The sequence below is a fragment of the Flavobacterium sp. LB2P53 genome (genome assembly GCF_003970305.1).
Classification (GTDB): Bacteria; Bacteroidota; Bacteroidia; order Flavobacteriales; family Flavobacteriaceae; genus Flavobacterium.
Genome location: NZ_RYDG01000001.1, coordinates 12,692 through 30,366 on the forward strand (window position 1 = coordinate 12,692; position 17,675 = coordinate 30,366).

At 35.4% G+C, this 17,675-nt stretch carries 19 protein-coding genes; 11 read left to right on the forward strand and 8 right to left on the reverse strand.

Annotated elements, in window-relative coordinates; all coding sequences use genetic code 11:
• Nucleotides 1-22 precede the first annotated feature (22 nt).
• The 4 genes from EKL95_RS00065 to guaA form a co-directional block, all read right to left on the reverse strand.
• Complete coding sequence (locus tag EKL95_RS00065) at nt 23-256, reverse strand: DUF3820 family protein (RefSeq protein WP_066082415.1); 234 nt, start codon at nt 254-256, stop codon at nt 23-25.
• Between the two features lie 83 nt (nt 257-339).
• On the reverse strand, nt 340-741 hold the full coding sequence (locus EKL95_RS00070; RefSeq protein ID WP_126561696.1) for an OsmC family protein: 402 nt from the start codon (nt 739-741) through the stop codon (nt 340-342).
• The gene (locus EKL95_RS00075) at nt 741-2,693 is read right to left on the reverse strand and encodes a LysM peptidoglycan-binding domain-containing protein (protein ID WP_126563291.1); all 1,953 of its coding nucleotides are present in this window, start codon (nt 2,691-2,693) and stop codon (nt 741-743) included. The genes EKL95_RS00070 and EKL95_RS00075 overlap by 1 nt, the downstream gene beginning before the upstream one ends.
• A 130-nt stretch (nt 2,694-2,823) precedes the next feature.
• Complete coding sequence (gene guaA / locus EKL95_RS00080) at nt 2,824-4,353, reverse strand: glutamine-hydrolyzing GMP synthase (protein ID WP_126456084.1); 1,530 nt, start codon at nt 4,351-4,353, stop codon at nt 2,824-2,826.
• Nucleotides 4,354-4,551: 198 nt separating this feature from the next.
• Between guaA and EKL95_RS00085 the strand changes: the two genes are divergently transcribed.
• The gene (locus EKL95_RS00085; RefSeq protein ID WP_126563292.1) at nt 4,552-5,079 is read left to right on the forward strand and encodes a hypothetical protein; all 528 of its coding nucleotides are present in this window, start codon (nt 4,552-4,554) and stop codon (nt 5,077-5,079) included.
• Between the two features lie 132 nt (nt 5,080-5,211).
• On the opposite strand, the gene EKL95_RS00090 is transcribed toward EKL95_RS00085, so the two are convergent.
• Nucleotides 5,212-5,880, reverse strand: a complete 669-nt coding sequence (locus EKL95_RS00090; RefSeq protein ID WP_126563293.1) for a hypothetical protein — start codon at nt 5,878-5,880, stop codon at nt 5,212-5,214.
• 283 nt (nt 5,881-6,163) lie between these two features.
• Here EKL95_RS00090 and EKL95_RS00095 point away from each other — a divergent pair, with 283 nt between their 5' ends.
• The 6 genes from EKL95_RS00095 to EKL95_RS00120 all read left to right on the forward strand — a co-directional run bounded on the left by EKL95_RS00095 (nt 6,164) and on the right by EKL95_RS00120 (nt 12,048).
• Nucleotides 6,164-6,574, forward strand: coding sequence for a RidA family protein (locus EKL95_RS00095; protein WP_126463247.1), 411 nt, complete (start codon nt 6,164-6,166; stop codon nt 6,572-6,574).
• 33 nt (nt 6,575-6,607) lie between these two features.
• Nucleotides 6,608-7,864, forward strand: coding sequence for a voltage-gated chloride channel family protein (locus EKL95_RS00100; RefSeq protein WP_126563294.1), 1,257 nt, complete (start codon nt 6,608-6,610; stop codon nt 7,862-7,864).
• A gap of 69 nt (nt 7,865-7,933) precedes the next feature.
• Nucleotides 7,934-8,938 carry a DHH family phosphoesterase gene (locus EKL95_RS00105; protein WP_126563295.1) on the forward strand — a complete coding sequence of 335 codons (1,005 nt, stop codon included), beginning with the start codon at nt 7,934-7,936 and terminating at the stop codon, nt 8,936-8,938.
• A gap of 3 nt (nt 8,939-8,941) precedes the next feature.
• Entirely contained in the window at nt 8,942-9,601 is a 660-nt protein-coding gene (gene gldI / locus EKL95_RS00110) for a gliding motility-associated peptidyl-prolyl isomerase GldI (protein WP_126563296.1), read from the forward strand.
• Nucleotides 9,602-9,615: 14 nt separating this feature from the next.
• Entirely contained in the window at nt 9,616-10,740 is a 1,125-nt protein-coding gene (locus tag EKL95_RS00115) for a peptidylprolyl isomerase (protein ID WP_126561689.1), read from the forward strand.
• 33 nt (nt 10,741-10,773) lie between these two features.
• On the forward strand, nt 10,774-12,048 hold the full coding sequence (locus tag EKL95_RS00120; RefSeq protein WP_126563297.1) for a peptidylprolyl isomerase: 1,275 nt from the start codon (nt 10,774-10,776) through the stop codon (nt 12,046-12,048).
• Nucleotides 12,049-12,245: 197 nt separating this feature from the next.
• Here EKL95_RS00120 and EKL95_RS00125 read toward each other — a convergent pair whose 3' ends face one another.
• Nucleotides 12,246-12,686, reverse strand: coding sequence for a hypothetical protein (locus EKL95_RS00125; protein WP_126463235.1), 441 nt, complete (start codon nt 12,684-12,686; stop codon nt 12,246-12,248).
• Nucleotides 12,687-13,302: 616 nt separating this feature from the next.
• Here EKL95_RS00125 and EKL95_RS00130 point away from each other — a divergent pair.
• Nucleotides 13,303-14,346, forward strand: coding sequence for a tyrosine-type recombinase/integrase (locus tag EKL95_RS00130; RefSeq protein WP_126563298.1), 1,044 nt, complete (start codon nt 13,303-13,305; stop codon nt 14,344-14,346).
• A 356-nt stretch (nt 14,347-14,702) separates the two neighbouring features.
• Here EKL95_RS00130 and EKL95_RS00135 read toward each other — a convergent pair whose 3' ends face one another.
• Nucleotides 14,703-15,134, reverse strand: coding sequence for a hypothetical protein (locus EKL95_RS00135; RefSeq protein WP_126563299.1), 432 nt, complete (start codon nt 15,132-15,134; stop codon nt 14,703-14,705).
• A gap of 263 nt (nt 15,135-15,397) precedes the next feature.
• Here EKL95_RS00135 and EKL95_RS00140 point away from each other — a divergent pair, with 263 nt between their 5' ends.
• The gene (locus tag EKL95_RS00140) at nt 15,398-15,739 is read left to right on the forward strand and encodes a hypothetical protein (protein WP_126563300.1); all 342 of its coding nucleotides are present in this window, start codon (nt 15,398-15,400) and stop codon (nt 15,737-15,739) included.
• Here EKL95_RS00140 and EKL95_RS00145 read toward each other — a convergent pair.
• Nucleotides 15,696-15,965 carry a hypothetical protein gene (locus EKL95_RS00145; RefSeq protein ID WP_126555827.1) on the reverse strand — a complete coding sequence of 90 codons (270 nt, stop codon included), beginning with the start codon at nt 15,963-15,965 and terminating at the stop codon, nt 15,696-15,698. The two genes, EKL95_RS00140 and EKL95_RS00145, sit on opposite strands and share 44 nt — an antisense overlap.
• A gap of 415 nt (nt 15,966-16,380) precedes the next feature.
• Here EKL95_RS00145 and EKL95_RS00150 point away from each other — a divergent pair, with 415 nt between their 5' ends.
• Nucleotides 16,381-16,560, forward strand: coding sequence for a hypothetical protein (locus tag EKL95_RS00150; RefSeq protein WP_126463233.1), 180 nt, complete (start codon nt 16,381-16,383; stop codon nt 16,558-16,560).
• Between the two features lie 337 nt (nt 16,561-16,897).
• Nucleotides 16,898-17,668, forward strand: a complete 771-nt coding sequence (locus EKL95_RS00155) for a GLPGLI family protein (protein WP_126463231.1) — start codon at nt 16,898-16,900, stop codon at nt 17,666-17,668.
• Nucleotides 17,669-17,675 lie beyond the last annotated feature (7 nt).

A 17,675-nucleotide genomic window follows, 5' to 3' on the forward strand; every position in this document is an offset into this window, starting at 1 on the left:
TTATAAATTGTCAAATTGAAAATTAAATCGGTTTTGGGTACCGTTTTTTTATATTTCGAATTAACTCTTCCAGACCATTGAGTTTCAATTCATAAATTAATTTCAGTTGTTCCCCTAGTTCCCCTTTAGGAAACCCTTTATTGCTATACCAAACAATATAGTATTCCGGGATATCGATAAGAAACCAGCCTTCGTATTTACCAAAAGGCATTTTAGTATGGGCTAGCTTGATGAGTTGTTTTTGGTTTTGATCCATTTTATAATAAAAAAGAAGCAAGAGACAGGAAAACAAGAAGAAATAATCATTTTTGTTTCCTGTCTCTTGCTTCCTAAGACTATTTAATTCCAGTTAAAAATAATTCGTTTCTCGATTTCGGGATGCAGACTCAGGAATACAGGACAGGTCATTGCTGCACTTTCCAGTATTGTTATATTCTTTACATCAGCAGTTCCGTACATCTCAAAATTAATCGCTATCACATCAATACGTCTGGGTTCCATTTTCATTATTTTGACCACCTCAGCGGTAGATCCTTTTAAATCCACTTCGAGATCTCGTGCTTTTATTCCCATAATGGTCATCATACAAGTTGCCAGAGCATTGGCAACCGCATCCGTTGGAGAAAAAGCTTCTCCTTTCCCATTATTATCTAAAGGAGCATCCGAAAAAATTTCAGTCCCGGATTGCAAATGAATAGAAGAGGTTCTTAAATCCCCTAAATACGTTACTATTGATGTCATTATTTTGCTTCTTTTATGGTTAAATCGGTATCATAATATAAAATATAAATTCCTTTATTGGTATACCCACCATCTTCTTTTTTATAGAATTCAAACTTATTATCTATTTGTTCCGTTGCCGTAAAGGCTACTGTTTCCTGATATTTCTTATCTTGTGACAAACGCATCATCGTGTCAAAAGTAACATCAAAACCACGAATTGCATAAGCACTTGGAGTAATTTTATTCCTGTTTTTAAACTCTTTCTCAAAAATTAATGCTTCAGGTGTTTCATTTTCACGAGCAACTGACGGATACATTAATTTCAATTTTGTCAAATTCACAAAATTAATTTCGTCCGTGTCTAATGTTTCATTTGGTTCCAGAATTACTAACTGCACTTGATACGCAGACATAGCACTCAACATAGTGGCCATAGTTGCCTTGATCATACTCGTGTTTTCGGTTTCCATCACCACGTAATTCATTTTGCCTTTTACAAATAAACGCTGTAGATTTTCTGGAGACACACTGCCATTTGGATTAAGAGTTGCAAATTTAACGTCTTTATGATTTTCTTTTATAAACTGAATTACAGATTCTTTTTTCCTATCGACTACTGCTATAATAACGCCTCCTCTGGCTCGCATATAATTGAACATCGCATTTTTAACCTCAGTGGTCGTTGGAATGGTTTGATATAAATTACTAAGGGAGTTACCAACATCTTTTGATAAAGGGGAGATTACCGGAACCTGGTGTTTATGAAGTAATTCAGCCGTTATCTCGACGTTACTTTGATAAAATGGTCCAATTATAGCATCTGAATCTTCCAAATTATTTCGCTTAATTAATGCTGCTATATTAGAATAATCCTTAGTTTCCTGGGAATCATAGATACTCACATCAAGAGAAAGACCCAATTGTTTGGCAGAATCTATGGCCATTAATGCACCTGCATAAAAATCTAAAGTCATATTCAAAAACTTGTCGTTTTTCAAGCGGGTGATGATTGAATTTGCAGTATCCACCTCCATTTTTGCAATATTAAAGGGCAAAAGAAGCACTAGTTTTTTCCTGTTTGCGCTATTATTTGACAATACGGTATATTCTTTTTTAATTTCTTGCAAAACAGGAGTCGCTGACGGAACTTTCAAAATCATACCTTCTGTCACGCCCTGAGATAAAGCGGGGTTTAAAGCAATTAATTCCTCCTGACTCAAATTAAACATTCGGGACAAACTATACAGTGTTTCTTTCGGTTTTATAACATAGGAACGGTAACTAAAGAGTACTTTGGCTGGTTGTGCATTATTTTCTCCCATTTCTTCTTTGGACGCAAACGCTGCTTCCGTTTTATCTGCTTTTGGCTCCAAAGTTTCGGGATTCCCTTTGATACGCAATTTATATCCAATGGGTAAACCGGAAACTATTTCAGGATTTTTCTGCTCTAATTCTGCAATGGTAATTCCATAGTATTTCGCGATTGAGTATTTAGTCTCTTTTGGAAGCACATCATGATACACTACTTTATCCTGATTTGATACTGTTTTTTTTAACCCATTTTTAGATGGAATAATAAGCGTCTGCCCTATTTGGAGGCCCTCGTTTTCAAGAAAAGGGTTCGCTTCTTTTAAAGCTTCATCCGTTACCTCATATTTTTTTTCGATACCATAGAGCGTTTCTTTTGGTGTCACTTCGTGAATTATAGCCTTCGCATCTGGTGTAGTCGCAGTCAACGGTTTTTGGCTGCCCCCTTTTTTAGGAATCAGCAAAATACTGTTTGGTTTCAATGCGCTTTGAGCATCCGGATTTAGTTGATATATATCAAATGGAGTGACCTTGTATTTTTGAGCAATTTCGTTAATTGTTTCCCCTTTCGCCACTTTGTGCGTTGTATTTTTTTCCTGTGCAAAAACACTATCATGGTTGAACAACAACAGCACCATACAAATTACAAAAAAATATTTCATCGTTTTCATTTATAAATTATTCAAATTAGTAATACAAGAACGGTACCAAATTTTATTCTAAAAAATTTGATACCGTTTATATGGGAACATTAAAAAAAGCTGTTCTTAGAAAGGACTAAATAGTAAAGTATTATTCCCATTCAATAGTTGCCGGCGGTTTTGAACTGATATCATACACTACTCTATTAACCCCTTTTACTTTGTTGATTATGTCATTCGAGACTTTCATCAGGAAATCATAGGGAAGATGTACCCAATCTGCTGTCATACCATCTGTAGATTCTACAGCACGTAATGCAATTACTTTCTCATAGGTACGCTCATCTCCCATTACTCCTACGCTATTAACGGGAAGTAAAATGGCTCCGGCTTGCCATACTTTATCGTACAGTCCCCAAGATTTTAATCCGTCAATAAAAACAGCATCAACGTCCTGTAAAATCTGTACTTTTTCCGGGGTAATGTCTCCTAAAATTCTGATGGACAGTCCTGGTCCTGGAAAAGGATGTCTGCCTAATAATTCAGGGTCTATTCCTAAAGAAGCCCCTACTCTGCGTACCTCATCTTTAAAAAGCATGCGCAATGGCTCTACTATTTTTAGTTTCATGTAATCCGGTAAACCGCCAACATTATGGTGTGATTTTATGGTTGCCGATGGTCCTTTTACAGAAACGGATTCAATAACATCCGGGTAAATAGTACCTTGTGCCAACCATTTTACATCTTGTATAAGGTGCGATTCATCATCAAAAACTTCGATAAAGACACGTCCTATAATTTTACGTTTGGTCTCCGGGTCGCTGACACCTGCTAATTCAGATAAAAAACGATCACCGGCATCGACTCCTTTTACGTTCAAACCCATTCCTTTGTACTGATCCAGTACGTTCTGGAACTCATTTTTACGAAGCAAACCATTATTCACAAAAATACAATACAGGTTTTTACCAATCGCTTGATGTAATAAAACTGCTGCCACGGTAGAATCTACTCCTCCAGAAAGTCCGAGAACCACTTTATCGTCTTGTAGTTTTTCTTTTAATTCAGCCACCATTTCTTCAACAAAAGCATTTGGCGTAAAATTTTGAGGCACTTCCGCAATTTTCACCAAAAAGTTCTCCAACATTTTAGATCCGTCGGTTGAGTGAAAAACTTCCGGATGGTACTGAATGGCGTACGTGGTTTCACCCTCTATTTTGTAAGCTGCAAATTCCACATCGTGGGTACTGGCAAGTTTTACTCCATTAGTGGGCAATGCTTTGATACTATCGCTATGGCTCATCCAAACTTGGCTGTTTTCAGAAACACCCTCGAAGAACACTTCATTCTCTTTTATAAAAGATAAATTAGCTCTACCATATTCTCTTGTATTTGAAGCTGCCACTTCACCTCCACTAAAATGAGATAAATATTGGGCTCCGTAACAAACGGCTAATAAAGGTAATTTCCCTCTAATTTGAGATAAATCAGGATGTGGCGCATCTTCTCCTCGAACAGAAAAAGGGCTACCACCAAGGATTACGGCTTTGTAAGAAGATAAATCACTCGGAAAATGATTGTATGGGAAGATTTCGCAGAATATATTTAATTCGCGAACTCTACGAGCAATAAGTTGTGTGTATTGCGATCCGAAATCTAAAATAAGTACGTTGTGTTGCATGTGCAAAAATACTTTTTATATTTTGAATTGAAAAATCGAATTTTAAAATATTTATTTTATTTTGGATCGCCAAAATAATTTCTCCTATCTTTTAAAAGAGAATTAGCCTTTTAGTCCATTTTGGAATTATCCTGAAATTAAGTTTAGAAGATAAAAGAGTACATTTGCAGCCCTAATAATCTACTTAAAACAGCAAAAATGAAAGCAAAAAATTTTATAGTCGTTGCCTTTTTTGGCTTTATTATCATTTCATGTAATGTAATTGATGATTTATTGACCTTTTCGATAGATAATCAAACGACCGTTACCATTCCATCTGGATTTCCAGTGAACACCGCTTTAGAATTAGTTACTCCAGATGTTCCGTCTAATTCTAGTACCGCATTTGAAAATAACAATACAAATGCCGAATTAGTCAAAGATGTAAAATTGAAAGAGATGAAATTGACGGTAACAAATCCTGCTAACAAATCATTTTCATTTTTAAAATCGATACATATTTATATTTCAACAAATGACAGCGACGAGATTGAGCTGGCTTTTTTAGACGATATAAACGCAACATCAAACACGTTGAATTTAACCTGTACCACAGCAAAATTAGACAAATACGTTAAAGCTTCAAGTTTTAAACTACGAACAAAAGCGATAACCAAAGAGGCGATTACTCAAGATATTTCCATAAAAGCGGACATGAAATTTCAAGTTACTGCAGATCCTTTTTAAAAAAAGCTATCAAACTAGTGGCTGACGAAATCCAAAGTGATTGTACCCTGAAATTTCAAATAAGACAAAAAAAGACCTTTGGAATCTCATTTCAAAGGTCTTTTTGTTTTTACAATACAGGATTTATGTCAACTATTCTTTGACCAAAATAATGGTTGCTTTAAAACCTGTTCCCAGATTCCATTGACTTCCTGATATCAAACCTCCTTTATCATTATATACTTTGAATTCAGCAGTATTGGGTCCTGAAGATCCCTGGTTCAACGCTTCAAATTCAATCTTGTTAAATCCTTTTTCTAAGACGATTTCAAATCCTTGAAAATTACTTTCAAGATTCACTTGGTACTGGATCACTTTATCGTTCAGATACACCCTGATCTGATCTCCATCAACGTAGGCCGCATCGCGATACATTACTTTTGCTGTGACAGATCCCGTGGTAAAATTGCCTAAATCTTGGTTTTTTCGATACACCAAACCTTCTGTTTTTTCTTCTTTTTTATTCCATTTGTCTCTATACACATCTCCCGGATTAATAAACTCATTTTTAGGAATCATCGAAAAATTATTTGCCGGCGCTACAGGAGCTGAAGCACTTGGTTTTGGGTTTAATAACTCCGGATTTTTAAACACATTAGGTGTCTTGACTGGTGGAACACTCGCTTTTGGAGGAATTGGTTTTTTAATTTTTGGTGCTATATTTTTAGGGGGAATGGCTTTAAATTTTGAGCTAAATTCGTTTTGGGCATATCCGCTTAGAGACATGCTGATGGTAATCATTAAAAATAAAATCCTTTTCATAACTTTCAAAATTAGGTTTTTTGTACCTGTAAAAATTTAAAAATAAAAAACCTATTGTACTTAATCAAAAATGAAGCACTAATTTAACTTTCATTTATAACTTATAATTTCCGATTTTATTATATTTTGGATACCCAAACACCATAAAAAACCGGTACATAAAAGGAATATTTTAATTACAAAACGGGTGATTTTATTTCGCTTTTTTTTATAACTTGCAAATAGTATGCCATACCAAAGCATCGCCTTCCATAACACTAAACAACCTTTAAACACTACTACAATGAAAAGAGAAAACATACTGACAGGCTCGCCATGGGAAGACAAAATGGGATATTGCCGCGCCGTACGCATTGGCAACTCTATTGAGGTTTCCGGAACTGTCGCACTGGTTGACGGCAAAAAAGTGAAAGCTAATGACGCCTATGCACAAACGCTCAATATTTTAGAACGTGTCGAAAAAGTCCTTGAAGACTTGGATGCAAGTATGAAAGATGTTATCAGAACCCGAATTTTCACTACTGACATTACTACTTTTGAATACGTTGCTAAGGCTCATGCTCAATTTTTTAAAGATATAAAACCTGTCACTGGTTTTTATGAAATCAGCAAATTAGTCGGTCCTGAATATCTAGTTGAAATAGAATTTACAGCAATAGCCCCTGAAAAATCATTAATTCAAGACGGATTATAATACTTTTGCACAAACACTTTGCCTGTTCTACTAATGAGTTTAGAAAAAACGAATAAAATTACGACACTCCTTTTCAAATGGATTTTCATTTGCATTTTAATAGGTATTTTTTCCGGATCGGCATCTGCTTTTTTTCTGGTAGCATTAGAATGGGTAACCCAAACCCGAGACAACAACAACTGGATCATCTGGCTTTTGCCAATAGGCGGCTTGGCAATAGGACTGGGATATTACTATTGGGGGGAATCAGTCGTCAAGGGGAATAATTTATTGTTAAAAGAATACGAAAATCCGCAGCAAATTATTCCATTCAAAATGGTGCCTTTGGTACTTTTTGGCACCTTGATCACCCATCTTTTTGGCGGTTCAGCCGGTCGTGAAGGAACAGCAGTACAAATGGGCGGTGCCATTGCTGATCAGTTCACAAAACTATTTCAGCTTGACGTTTCCGAAAGAAAAACAATCCTCATTCTGGGAATCAGCGCAGGATTTGCTTCCATTTTTGGCACCCCTTTAGCCGGAGCCTTATTTGCTTTGGAAGTTGTTTTTTTTAGTAAAATCAATTTAAAAAGCATCCTATTATCGTTTTTTGTTGCCTATATCGCTTATTTCACCGTGGAACTTTGGCAGGTACAACACACGCATTATGCTATTCCTTTTGTCCCTTCAATTACTTTCATTACCTTATTCTGGGTAGTTCTCGTGAGTATTTTGTTTGGCTTGGTCGCCATGCTTTTCTCCAGAAGCACACATTTTTGGGGTCGGTTATTTTCTAAAACCATATCGTTTCCGCCTCTTCGCCCTTTTGTGGGAGGATGTTTCATTGCATTAGCCGTCTATTTTATTGGAACTACAAAATACATTGGCCTTGGAGTTCCTATGATTATTGAGGCATTTTCGAGTCCAAATGCTTCTTATGATTTCCTACTAAAAATACTCTTTACGGGATTTACGCTGGGAGCAGGATTTAAAGGGGGCGAGGTAACCCCGCTATTTTTTGTTGGCGCTACTTTAGGAAGTGCCTTATCGCTGGTTGTGCCATTGCCAATTGCCCTTTTGGCAGGTATGGGGTTTGTGGCTGTTTTTTCCGGAGCCACCCATACACCTATTGCTTGCACGGTCATGGGAATGGAACTCTTTGGGATTGAAAGTGGTATTTTTATTGGGATTGCTTGTGTGTTGGCCTACTTTACATCCGGTTCCGTGGGGATTTACAACGCCCAAATTGTAAAAGGAGCAAAATACCATTTGTACCAAAAATTAAAAAGAAGAAACACCGACTTTTTATAACCCTCTAAAAGTTTGTTAATTGTATAATTCATTTCAACATTACAGTAAAAAAATGTAATTTCGCAATCTATGAAAATACAAGACATTCAAGCGATACAGTTGTTATTAGCAACTCCTAAAAAGATTGCCATAATCCCACACCGAGGCCCTGATGGCGATGCCATGGGTTCTACCCTGGCTTTATATCATTTTTTATTAAAAAACAAACACCATCCCGTTGTTGTTTCTCCCAATGAATTTCCAGATTTTCTGGCTTGGATGCCGGGCTCTGAAACGATTAAAATATTTGAAAAAGACAAACAAAATTGCACAAAAATCCTTGAAGAGGCCGATCTGATTTTTACCCTAGATTTTAATGCCTTGCACCGCACCGGCGATATGGAGCAGGTTTTATCCCAGCTAAAGGCGCCCTTCATCATGATTGACCACCATCAAAAACCGGATGATTATGCCGCGATCACCTACTCTGATACGGCCTTTGGATCAACTTGTGAAATGGTGTACAACTTCATTTTATTCCTTGGAAAAAAACAAGATATCGACAAGACTATCGGAACCTGCATTTATACTGGAATCCTAACCGATTCCGGTTCTTTTCGTTTTCCAAAAACAACTGGAACAACCCATAGGATTGTGGCTGAATTAATCGATTTAGGCGTTGAGAACACCGAAATCCCAAGCTTATTATTTGACAACAGCTCCTTTGGGCGTTTGCAAATACTAGGAAGAGCGCTCCAAAACATGAAAGTACTTCCGGAACATAAAATAGCCTACACTACTCTTAGCCAGGACGAATTAAATTCGTTTGATTATGTAAAAGGCGATACAGAAGGTATTGTAAACTACGGATTAAGCATCAAGGGAATCGTTTTCACAGCTATCTTTATAGAAAATAGAGAAGAAAAAATCATCAAAATTTCATTCCGTTCCCAAGGCGATTTTGATGTGAATCAATTTGCAAGAGACCATTTTAATGGTGGCGGACATCGCAATGCAGCCGGAGGGAAATCAGAAACATCAATGACAGAAACTATCAAAAAATTCGAAGATTTAGTAACAACGCTAAAAGTATAATCCATGTTAAAATTCAGTACGCCTATTGCACTGGTCTTTTTTTTGATTCTGGTTATGTCAAGCTGCAAGCAGCATCAGGAGGCGCGCAGACCACTTTCGCAAGCTTCGGGAAGTTTCATGAAAAAATCAATTCAACGCAACAAAAAACTGGTGGCCACCGAAGAAGATAAAATTGAGGCTTTAATCAAAAGCGACCCAAAGATAAAATACCTTGCCTCAAAAAAAGGATATTGGTACACCTATCAAACCCGGAATGAAACGGATACGCTTACGCCAAAAAAAGGAGATGTAGCCTTTTTTGATTACGAGATAAAAGATTTAAAGGGAGCCATCATTTATTCTGAAGTAGAGCTAAGACCTCAAATCTATTATGTTGACAAACAAAACATTATGATGGGATTGCGAGACGGCATCAAACTAATGCGTAAAAACGAGAAAGTTACCTTTCTTTTTCCATCAAATATGGGGTACGGTTACCATGGTGATGACAAAAAAATTGGCACCAACCAGCCCTTAATCTGCACGGTTACGCTGCGTGACTTTAAATCGGAAGCAACTTATAAAAAAGAGAACGAAGCACCAGTAAAAACAGTTGTACTCCCAGCTCCCAGCAAACAACAAGTACCGCCCACCAGTACACCTAAAGACACTATAAACCAATAAAAATAAAGTTAGAAATGAAAAAAAAGATCGTACTCGCATTCCTGGCAATTGCCTCATTTTACTCCTGTAAAGAAGAACACAGCGATCTTCCAGACGGTTTATACGCTAAAATTGAAACCAATAAAGGGGACATCATCGTACAATTAAATTTTGAAAAGGCCCCTATTACAGTAGCAAATTATGTGGCATTAGCAGAAGGGAAAAATGATTATGTGACCAATGAAAATCTTAAAAAAAGACCTTTTTTTGATGGTTTAAAATTCCATCGTGTCATCAATGACTTCATGATACAAACCGGAGATCCGCTAGGAACGGGTTCTGGTGATACCGGCTACAAGTTCAAAGATGAATTTACTGATTTGCAATTTGATAAAGGAGGCGTTCTGGCTATGGCCAATAACGGCCCGGCCACCAACAGCAGTCAGTTTTTTATCACGCATCTTGCTACACCTTGGCTAGATGGCAAACACACTATTTTTGGTCATGTAGTCGAAAAAGGGATGGAGGTCGTGAACAAAATTCAACAAAACGATTACATCAATACAGTTACCATTATCAGAAATGGAGAAGCGGCTAAAAAATTTAACGCAGTAAAAATATTCAATGATTATTTTGCTGTAGAAAATAAAAATCAAAAGGAAAAAGCAGCTGTAGATACTGAAAACAAGCGAGTTTACAACGAGAAATACAAAGAAGTCCGCGAACAAAAAGTAGCTTATTTTGCCGAATTGAAAGCCAAAGCAACAAAAACCAAAACAGGACTGCAATACGTGATCACCAAAAAAAGCGGGGGTAAAAAACCTGCTATTGGTACTGGCATCTTCATTCATTACGCCGGTTTTCTTGAAAATGCTGAATTATTTGATGCTAGTATCGAAAGTATTGCCCAAACTTTTGGAAAATACGATGAAAACAGAGCCGCTCAAAACGGCTACCAACCCATCCCTTTCCAAGCTGGTAAAAAAGATGGCATGATTCCTGGTTTCATTGAAGGCATCGAAAAATTATCGTTTGGAGACAAAGCCGTGATTTTTATTCCATCCCAATTGGGATATGGGGCAGCTGGAGCCGGAGGTGTGATTCCGCCTAATGCCAACATCATTTTTGAAATTGAATTATTAGAAAAAATGCCTCAATAATAGTAAGAAAACAAGCCTTTAAATTAGTACACTATGAAATTTAAAATTCTGGTTTTATTGTTTCTGGGAATGGTCAATGTACATTCCCAAACGGTCAAGAAATCTATTCCTGCCAAAAAACCGGTGACAACAGCAAAAGCAATTGTAAAAAAACCGGTGAAACCTGCGGTAAAAGCTCCGGTAGTTATCGAGGGAATTTTTGCAACAATTGCTACCAACAAAGGAGACATTGTAGTGGAATTAGCCTACCAAAAAGCACCGGTTACCGTTGCGAACTTCATTGCATTGGCCGAAGGTAAAAACACTTTTGTCACTGATGACAAACTAAAAGGAAAACCGTTCTTTGACGCTCTGAAATTTCACCGTGTCATACAAGATTTTATGATACAGACTGGAGATCCTTCCGGCAATGGTTCCGGTGGCCCAGGTTATAGTTTCAAAGATGAATTTACGGACTTGAAACACAGCAAAGCCGGTATTCTTTCTATGGCTAATTCCGGACCTGCAACTAATGGAAGCCAGTTTTTTATCACCCATAAAGCAACGCCATGGTTGGATGGTAAGCACTCCGTTTTTGGGCATGTAACCCAAGGAATGGCCATCGTGAACGCTATTGCGCAAAGCGATGTAATTACAAAGATTACTATTGTGAGAAAAGGCGCTTTGGCCAAAAAATTTGATGCGCCAAAAGTATTCGCTGATTATTTCAACAATAAATCCGAAGACCAGAAAAAACAAGACCTGGCAAACGCTGAAAATAAAGCAAAACAAGCTGTTTTTGAAGCGGAAAACAAAGTAAAAAGAGAAGCGCTGGAAGCGGAAGCTAAACGAGTATACATGGAAAAATACGGTGCTGTAGTAACCGCTAAAAAAACCTATTTAGCCGCTGCTAAAGCGACAGCAACCATCACACCTTCCGGATTAGCGTACAAGATAACAGAGAAAGGAACCGGAGTAAAACCTGCTAACGGAGCAACATTTTATTTTCATTACGCAGGCTATTTTGAGGACGGAACCCTATTTGACAGTAGCTATGAAGAAGTCAATCAAGTCTACGGGAAATTTGATGCCAATCGTGCCGCCCAAAACGGATACCGAGCCTTCCCGTTTGAAGCCGGAAAAAAAGACGGCATGATACCCGGATTTATTGAAGGACTTGACAATATGGCTTTTGGCGATAAAGCAGTCATTTTTATTCCATCCAATCTGGCGTATGGCGAGCGAGGTGCCGGAGGCGTTATTCCGCCTAATACAATGCTTGTGTTCGAATTAGAAATGCTGGAAAAACAGCCAACTCCAAAACAATAAAATAAAATATTTGACAATTATAAAACCCGACAATTCTCATCAAAGGAAAACTGTCGGGTTTATTATTTAATCCATTTAGATAAATCTTATTCAGTATGCGGATTTAAACTGGGTTACACTGATTAAAAAATACTTAAAATTCGTTTTTCCTCTGGCATCCGTGTCATCTGCGTGCAATCAGACGTAAACCAACACTATTATTTCTTTGTGAATTTCCAGTCAAATTCATCTTTCTGATTGATAATTGCACCAATCTCAAATTTCACCACCTCATCAAATTCTGTTTGAAAAATGATCCAGTTTTCCTCGTTGAAGTAATTTTCGAACGTATCAAACTCTTCCTGAGTAAATTTAGTGATTCCTTTGGTAACCAAATCTTTTTTGACCTCACTAATTTTTCTGTTGATCAATTTGTATCCAAATAATTCCAACTCCGGACTTGATGCGACAATGTACCCCAATTTCAGCTCTTCTTCCTTATAGAATGTCAAGCGCATTTTGAGTTTGTTGTAAGCAAAAATTACATTATCATCCTCATCCTTATAATTGCGATCTGGTTTCCCGTAAAGCGCCGTAACATCATTTTGTTTCATCCCGAAAAGAAGCTTATCGATGCCGTGTTTTGGATTTATTTTCATACGTAGTCTGTTTTTTTTTAGTGAATAGAAAAATCAATGTGTATTGCAACAGCTCCTTTTCCAATCCTGATTATGGAACGCAAAGTTCGCAAAGTTTTTATAATGTTTGCCCTTTTTATCATTAAAAACTGAAGACTTTTTAGTAATCTAGCCGAGTATAAAAAAACCAGCTGCCAAACTACAGAGTAGGATCGGTTTTCGGGGAGGCAAAGTGCTCAATTTTTTTTAATCCCCATCGTTAAAACTACAATTTAAGGTTTTGTTTTAATCCAGCGCTGGATTTCTTTCCTGAGATTTCACCCATTTACACCGATTAATTCATCAGGCATCTTTAAAAATCTTTTATCAGCCTATGCTGTGGCAGCACTTTTTTTAATACTTGTATCTATATCCTTTTCTTGCTGCTTAATCATTAATGCTGGACTAAAAATGTAATAGATTTGACGGCAGTATTAAAGTCTGTACGGATACCATTCTAAATGATAATCCTATATTATTTTTAGAATCCAAAAGCAAAACACATTGAAGCACATTGTTTTAACTAGCACCTGAACCAATGCGCTATTTTGGAAAGATGACAATAAATGGCTACTTTAGTACCACCAAAAGAAATAGTATGAGCTGGAATGCTAAAATTATTACACATAAAAAAGAGAAAAGAATCGCGGTCTATTTCGAAAAAAATCAAGAATTAATTACTCGAATAAAAACAGTAGCCGGTTCCAGATGGAGCCAATCTTTAGTCGCTTGGCACATTCCAGATACGGAAGAAAATAGAATTCGGTTTAAAATCCCAGCACTTACCTACTCCTTTCCGTCACCTGAAGGCATTGCTCAAATCGAGAAACTCAAGCAATGGATGCGTTCCAAGCGGTATAGCCAAAGTACGGTTGTTACCTATAGTGAAGCTTTGAAATGCTTCTTGGTTTTTTATAACCAAAAACCTATTGCTGAAATTACCAATGAAGATGTAATTGTGTACAATAATGAATACATTTTGAAAAACAATCTTTCGGCTTCGTATCAAAACCAAATTACAAACGCCCTTAAGCTATATTTTAAAACTATACAAAACACCAAAATCGAAATTGACAAAATTCACCGACCAAAACGGGCTAAGGTTTTGCCAAATGTATTGAGCAAAGAAGAGATAAAATTGATTTTGAATGCACACAGCAACATTAAGCACAAAATGATGTTGAGTCTGATTTATAGTTGTGGGTTACGCTGTGGTGAATTATTAGCACTTCGACCCGTTCATATCGATGCTAACCGAAACATAGTTTTGCTAAAAAACGCCAAAGGTCAAAAAGACAGGATTGTGCCATTAAGTCTAAAAATATTAGAAATGCTTCGTGAGTATTATAAAGTTTATAGACCTATATCTTATTTATTTGAAGGACAAATCAAAGGACAACCCTACGATGATAGAAGTTTGCAACAGGTGTTGAAACAAGCTCTTCAAAAAGCTGGGATCACAAAACCAGCCACCTTACATTGGCTCAGACACAGCTACGCAACGCACTTATTAGAAAGTGGCACCGATTTAAGATATATACAAGAATTATTGGGACACAGCAGCAGCAAAACCACCGAAATTTATACTCACGTAAGTACGAAAAGTTTGCAACAAATAAAAAGCCCATTTGATGATTTGTAAGAAATTAATTTATTATATTTGAATCGCAATGCGCTGCTCAATAGCGACAATCTACCCAAAACAGGGTGTATAGTCGCTACTTTATAGCGAGTATAGACAAGTTAGCAAACAGCTTAAACCAAAATTCCACAGAAAACTAAAACGGAAAAATAGCAGTTTGAAAGCGTTACTAAATAAAAGTAACAGAAAATGAATACAGAAGAAAAAAACCAATCCGAAAGTATAAAAGATTGGCAAGCAGAATTTACTTGGAGGTTAAATAACCCCACCATCATAACAGAAACTGGAATGATAATAACACCATTACAACCTCAAAATACGGGAAATGTTAAACATATAATAGCAAAAGGTTTATGTTATGAAATTTTACTATATTCTGACAGAAAAGTATCAGCTATTAAATCTACATTCAAATCTACGTAAGTTAAAGTTAAAATAACTCCGTTTGGAAAAGTTAAAACCTTATTTTTAAAATAGCTTTTGCTGTTATTAATGTGATAATCCAAAGCCTGTAAAAAGTTCTCTTTAGTAAAATTTTTACCGTGAATATTTACTTCCATAGGAGTTTGAATATCGAAACGACAAAAGTGTTCTGAATTATCAACAGAAACAGTATAATAAGTTACAGTAGTGACTTGAGAATAGTTTTCAGAAGAGTTTTTCTCTTCAAAATCGTAATCCCTTTTCTCATAAAACTCTGAAAAATTGATTTGTGGAAAGTCTAATTTTAAATGATAAGTTGGTTGAGTATTTTTATCAACTGTTGGTAAGATAACTAATTTTGCCATAATAAAAGTTTTTCCCAAAAATACGAAAATAAACTATATTTGGAAATGAAAATAGTAATAAATATAAAGCCGATTTGCTAACAGCGGCTTCAAGATATTCAGGAAATAGTGATTAATTTAATTTCTGTTTTGTGTTTGTCGAAATTAGTTTTGAATTAAAAAATCAGGAAGGCTCTCCCCTGAACATCGTGAGAGCCGCAGGACGTTAGCAAACAGCTTAACCAAAAATTCCGCAGAAAAAACTAAAACGGAAAAATAGCAGTTTGAAAGCGTTACTAAATAAAGTAATAAAAATGAACATAGTTGAGCAATATAACCAGCACCTTTCTCTGCCTATACAAGAAAGACTAAAGATAAAGAAACCGTTTACAGATAATGAGATGGCAGAAATATATAAATTGGAAATAATACGGCAGATTGAAGAAAACTTGGAAAGTGGAAATAAAAAAAATATAGAATACTTATTAAAAAACGTAAAGAAAAATTACACTTCTCCAGAAGACCCTCATATAAAAACCTATGATAATCCAGAATTGCTAAAAGAAGTTTGTTTAGAAATTATTACTTCTTACGATTCTCTATATCAAAAATTAAATCTGAAATAAATATTTCAGCATTTTCCATAGTATTGGGTATTCTTAAATTTGAAAGTTTTTCGTTTTTATAGTATTGTAAGTAAGTATCTTGCCAAAGTTTATATTTTTTATTATCCTCCGCGTCTAGAGGTAGGCTTTTTATAAGCGCATTTATTTCCGAAACTACTTTATCAAATTTATCCGCAGTATTTAATAGAGATAATTCTAATAGTAAATCATTAATGTTTTTATTCATAATAAATATTTTTTACCGAAAGTATAAAAAAGAATTATATTTGGAAAGTAAAATAGTAATAAATACAAAGCCGATTTGCTAACAGCGGCTTCAAGATATTCAGGAAATAGTGATTAATTTAATTTCTGTTTTGTGTTTGTCGAAATTAGTTTTGAATTAAAAATCAGGAAGGCTTTCCCCTGAACATCGTGAGAGCCGCAGGACGTTGCAAGAAACCTTATGAACAACGTTCGTGTAAAATTTCAACGTTCAGCCTACGAAATGGCTCTTATAAAAGACGAAATAACACCTAACGGAAGAAAATAAATTACTTGTAGCGGGCAGAAACCCATAAGGGAAAACAATAGTAGAAAATCTTTGACTGCCTTAACGTTCCAGAAGAACTTGCAAAGATTGAAGCACAATACTTTTTAAAATGAAAAAATTATTTTTAACATCAATTTTGACTATCGCTTTATTTTCTTCGGTAGTAGCACAACAAAAACTTGTAGAAGATTGTAAAATGACTATTAAAGACAATACAACAGGGAAAAGTTATACTATTACAGTTCACGGAACTAGCTGTGCAGCCCTAATAAAAGCAATGATTCAATAATTTTATATTATGAGAAATAAATTTATAATTTTAGTCCTATTTTGTAATTGTTTATTTGCAGAGTCATATGCAAATAATAGAGAACATAATATTAAAGAGTCTATGGAAGTTATGGACTGTTCAGGGAATTTCATGATTGACGGAAAGTCTTACACAATCACCTTGCACGATCAATCATTATGGACTTGCGCTAAGTTTAAAATAGGGAGTTGGTTTCAATAAATAATAATGAAAATTAATTTTAATTACTAAAACAGATTGTCTAAATGGCTTACTGTTAAATTATTTAACAAAAAAACTTTTAGGCAATCTTTTTTTTACAAAAACATTTAAAAAGATGAAAAAATACATACTGTTTATAAATTTTTTGATTGCGTTTACTTCATATTGTCAAACCAATGCAAAAATAACTTATAAATCTTTACTTTTAAAAAACAGTTATGCTCCAATTTATGAAGAACTCATAATTAACGGAAATCAATCAACATATAGTTTGATAAAAAAGATAAAACCTGAAAGTGCTATTGCAAATGAAGAAACTGGAATTACGACTTTAAATAGAAAATGGCCAGATAGCATACATCCATTTATTCTTGTAAATTATAAAAAAAAAGAAATTATTTCTAAAGTTTATCTAACTGAAAACGATGGAGAAAGCTTTAAAGAATACAATATTATAGAACCTTTTAGCATAAAGTGGGTTTTGCATCAAGAAACATCCCAAATAAAAAATTATAATTGCAAGAAAGCTACCACTAAATTTAGAGGACGAGTCTATACAGCGTGGTACACTGAACAAATTCCGCTACCTGTTGGTCCGTGGAAATTCTCAGGTTTACCTGGGCTAATTTTAAAAGTGCAAGATGATAAAGGGGAGGTTAGTTTTATAGCAGAAAATATTAAAATACCTCATAAAACTACTTTGAAAATACCTAAAACTATTTATACAAACAATATAACAATTAATACTTATTCCACATTACGAGATGATTATGATAAAAAATCAGAAAAAATATTTAGAACAAAATTATTAGCAAAACTTCCACGAGGTGCATCTATTGAAATGACAGAAGATGACAATAATGAAATAGAAAAGAAAATTGAATAGCAATGAA

What these genes read in the sequence shown, in the direction of transcription:
- EKL95_RS00065 (WP_066082415.1), bottom strand. Translation starts at nt 256, where the DNA reads ATGGATCAAAACCAAAAACAACTCATCAAGCTAGCCCATACTAAAATG.
- EKL95_RS00070 (WP_126561696.1), bottom strand. Translation starts at nt 741, where the DNA reads ATGACATCAATAGTAACGTATTTAGGGGATTTAAGAACCTCTTCTATT.
- EKL95_RS00075 (WP_126563291.1), bottom strand. Translation starts at nt 2,693, where the DNA reads ATGAAATATTTTTTTGTAATTTGTATGGTGCTGTTGTTGTTCAACCAT.
- guaA (WP_126456084.1), bottom strand. Translation starts at nt 4,353, where the DNA reads ATGCAACACAACGTACTTATTTTAGATTTCGGATCGCAATACACACAA.
- EKL95_RS00085 (WP_126563292.1), top strand. Translation starts at nt 4,552, where the DNA reads ATGAAAGCAAAAAATTTTATAGTCGTTGCCTTTTTTGGCTTTATTATC.
- EKL95_RS00090 (WP_126563293.1), bottom strand. Translation starts at nt 5,880, where the DNA reads ATGAAAAGGATTTTATTTTTAATGATTACCATCAGCATGTCTCTAAGC.
- EKL95_RS00095 (WP_126463247.1), top strand. Translation starts at nt 6,164, where the DNA reads ATGAAAAGAGAAAACATACTGACAGGCTCGCCATGGGAAGACAAAATG.
- EKL95_RS00100 (WP_126563294.1), top strand. Translation starts at nt 6,608, where the DNA reads ATGAGTTTAGAAAAAACGAATAAAATTACGACACTCCTTTTCAAATGG.
- EKL95_RS00105 (WP_126563295.1), top strand. Translation starts at nt 7,934, where the DNA reads ATGAAAATACAAGACATTCAAGCGATACAGTTGTTATTAGCAACTCCT.
- gldI (WP_126563296.1), top strand. Translation starts at nt 8,942, where the DNA reads ATGTTAAAATTCAGTACGCCTATTGCACTGGTCTTTTTTTTGATTCTG.
- EKL95_RS00115 (WP_126561689.1), top strand. Translation starts at nt 9,616, where the DNA reads ATGAAAAAAAAGATCGTACTCGCATTCCTGGCAATTGCCTCATTTTAC.
- EKL95_RS00120 (WP_126563297.1), top strand. Translation starts at nt 10,774, where the DNA reads ATGAAATTTAAAATTCTGGTTTTATTGTTTCTGGGAATGGTCAATGTA.
- EKL95_RS00125 (WP_126463235.1), bottom strand. Translation starts at nt 12,686, where the DNA reads ATGAAAATAAATCCAAAACACGGCATCGATAAGCTTCTTTTCGGGATG.
- EKL95_RS00130 (WP_126563298.1), top strand. Translation starts at nt 13,303, where the DNA reads ATGAGCTGGAATGCTAAAATTATTACACATAAAAAAGAGAAAAGAATC.
- EKL95_RS00135 (WP_126563299.1), bottom strand. Translation starts at nt 15,134, where the DNA reads ATGGCAAAATTAGTTATCTTACCAACAGTTGATAAAAATACTCAACCA.
- EKL95_RS00145 (WP_126555827.1), bottom strand. Translation starts at nt 15,965, where the DNA reads ATGAATAAAAACATTAATGATTTACTATTAGAATTATCTCTATTAAAT.
- EKL95_RS00150 (WP_126463233.1), top strand. Translation starts at nt 16,381, where the DNA reads ATGAAAAAATTATTTTTAACATCAATTTTGACTATCGCTTTATTTTCT.
- EKL95_RS00155 (WP_126463231.1), top strand. Translation starts at nt 16,898, where the DNA reads ATGAAAAAATACATACTGTTTATAAATTTTTTGATTGCGTTTACTTCA.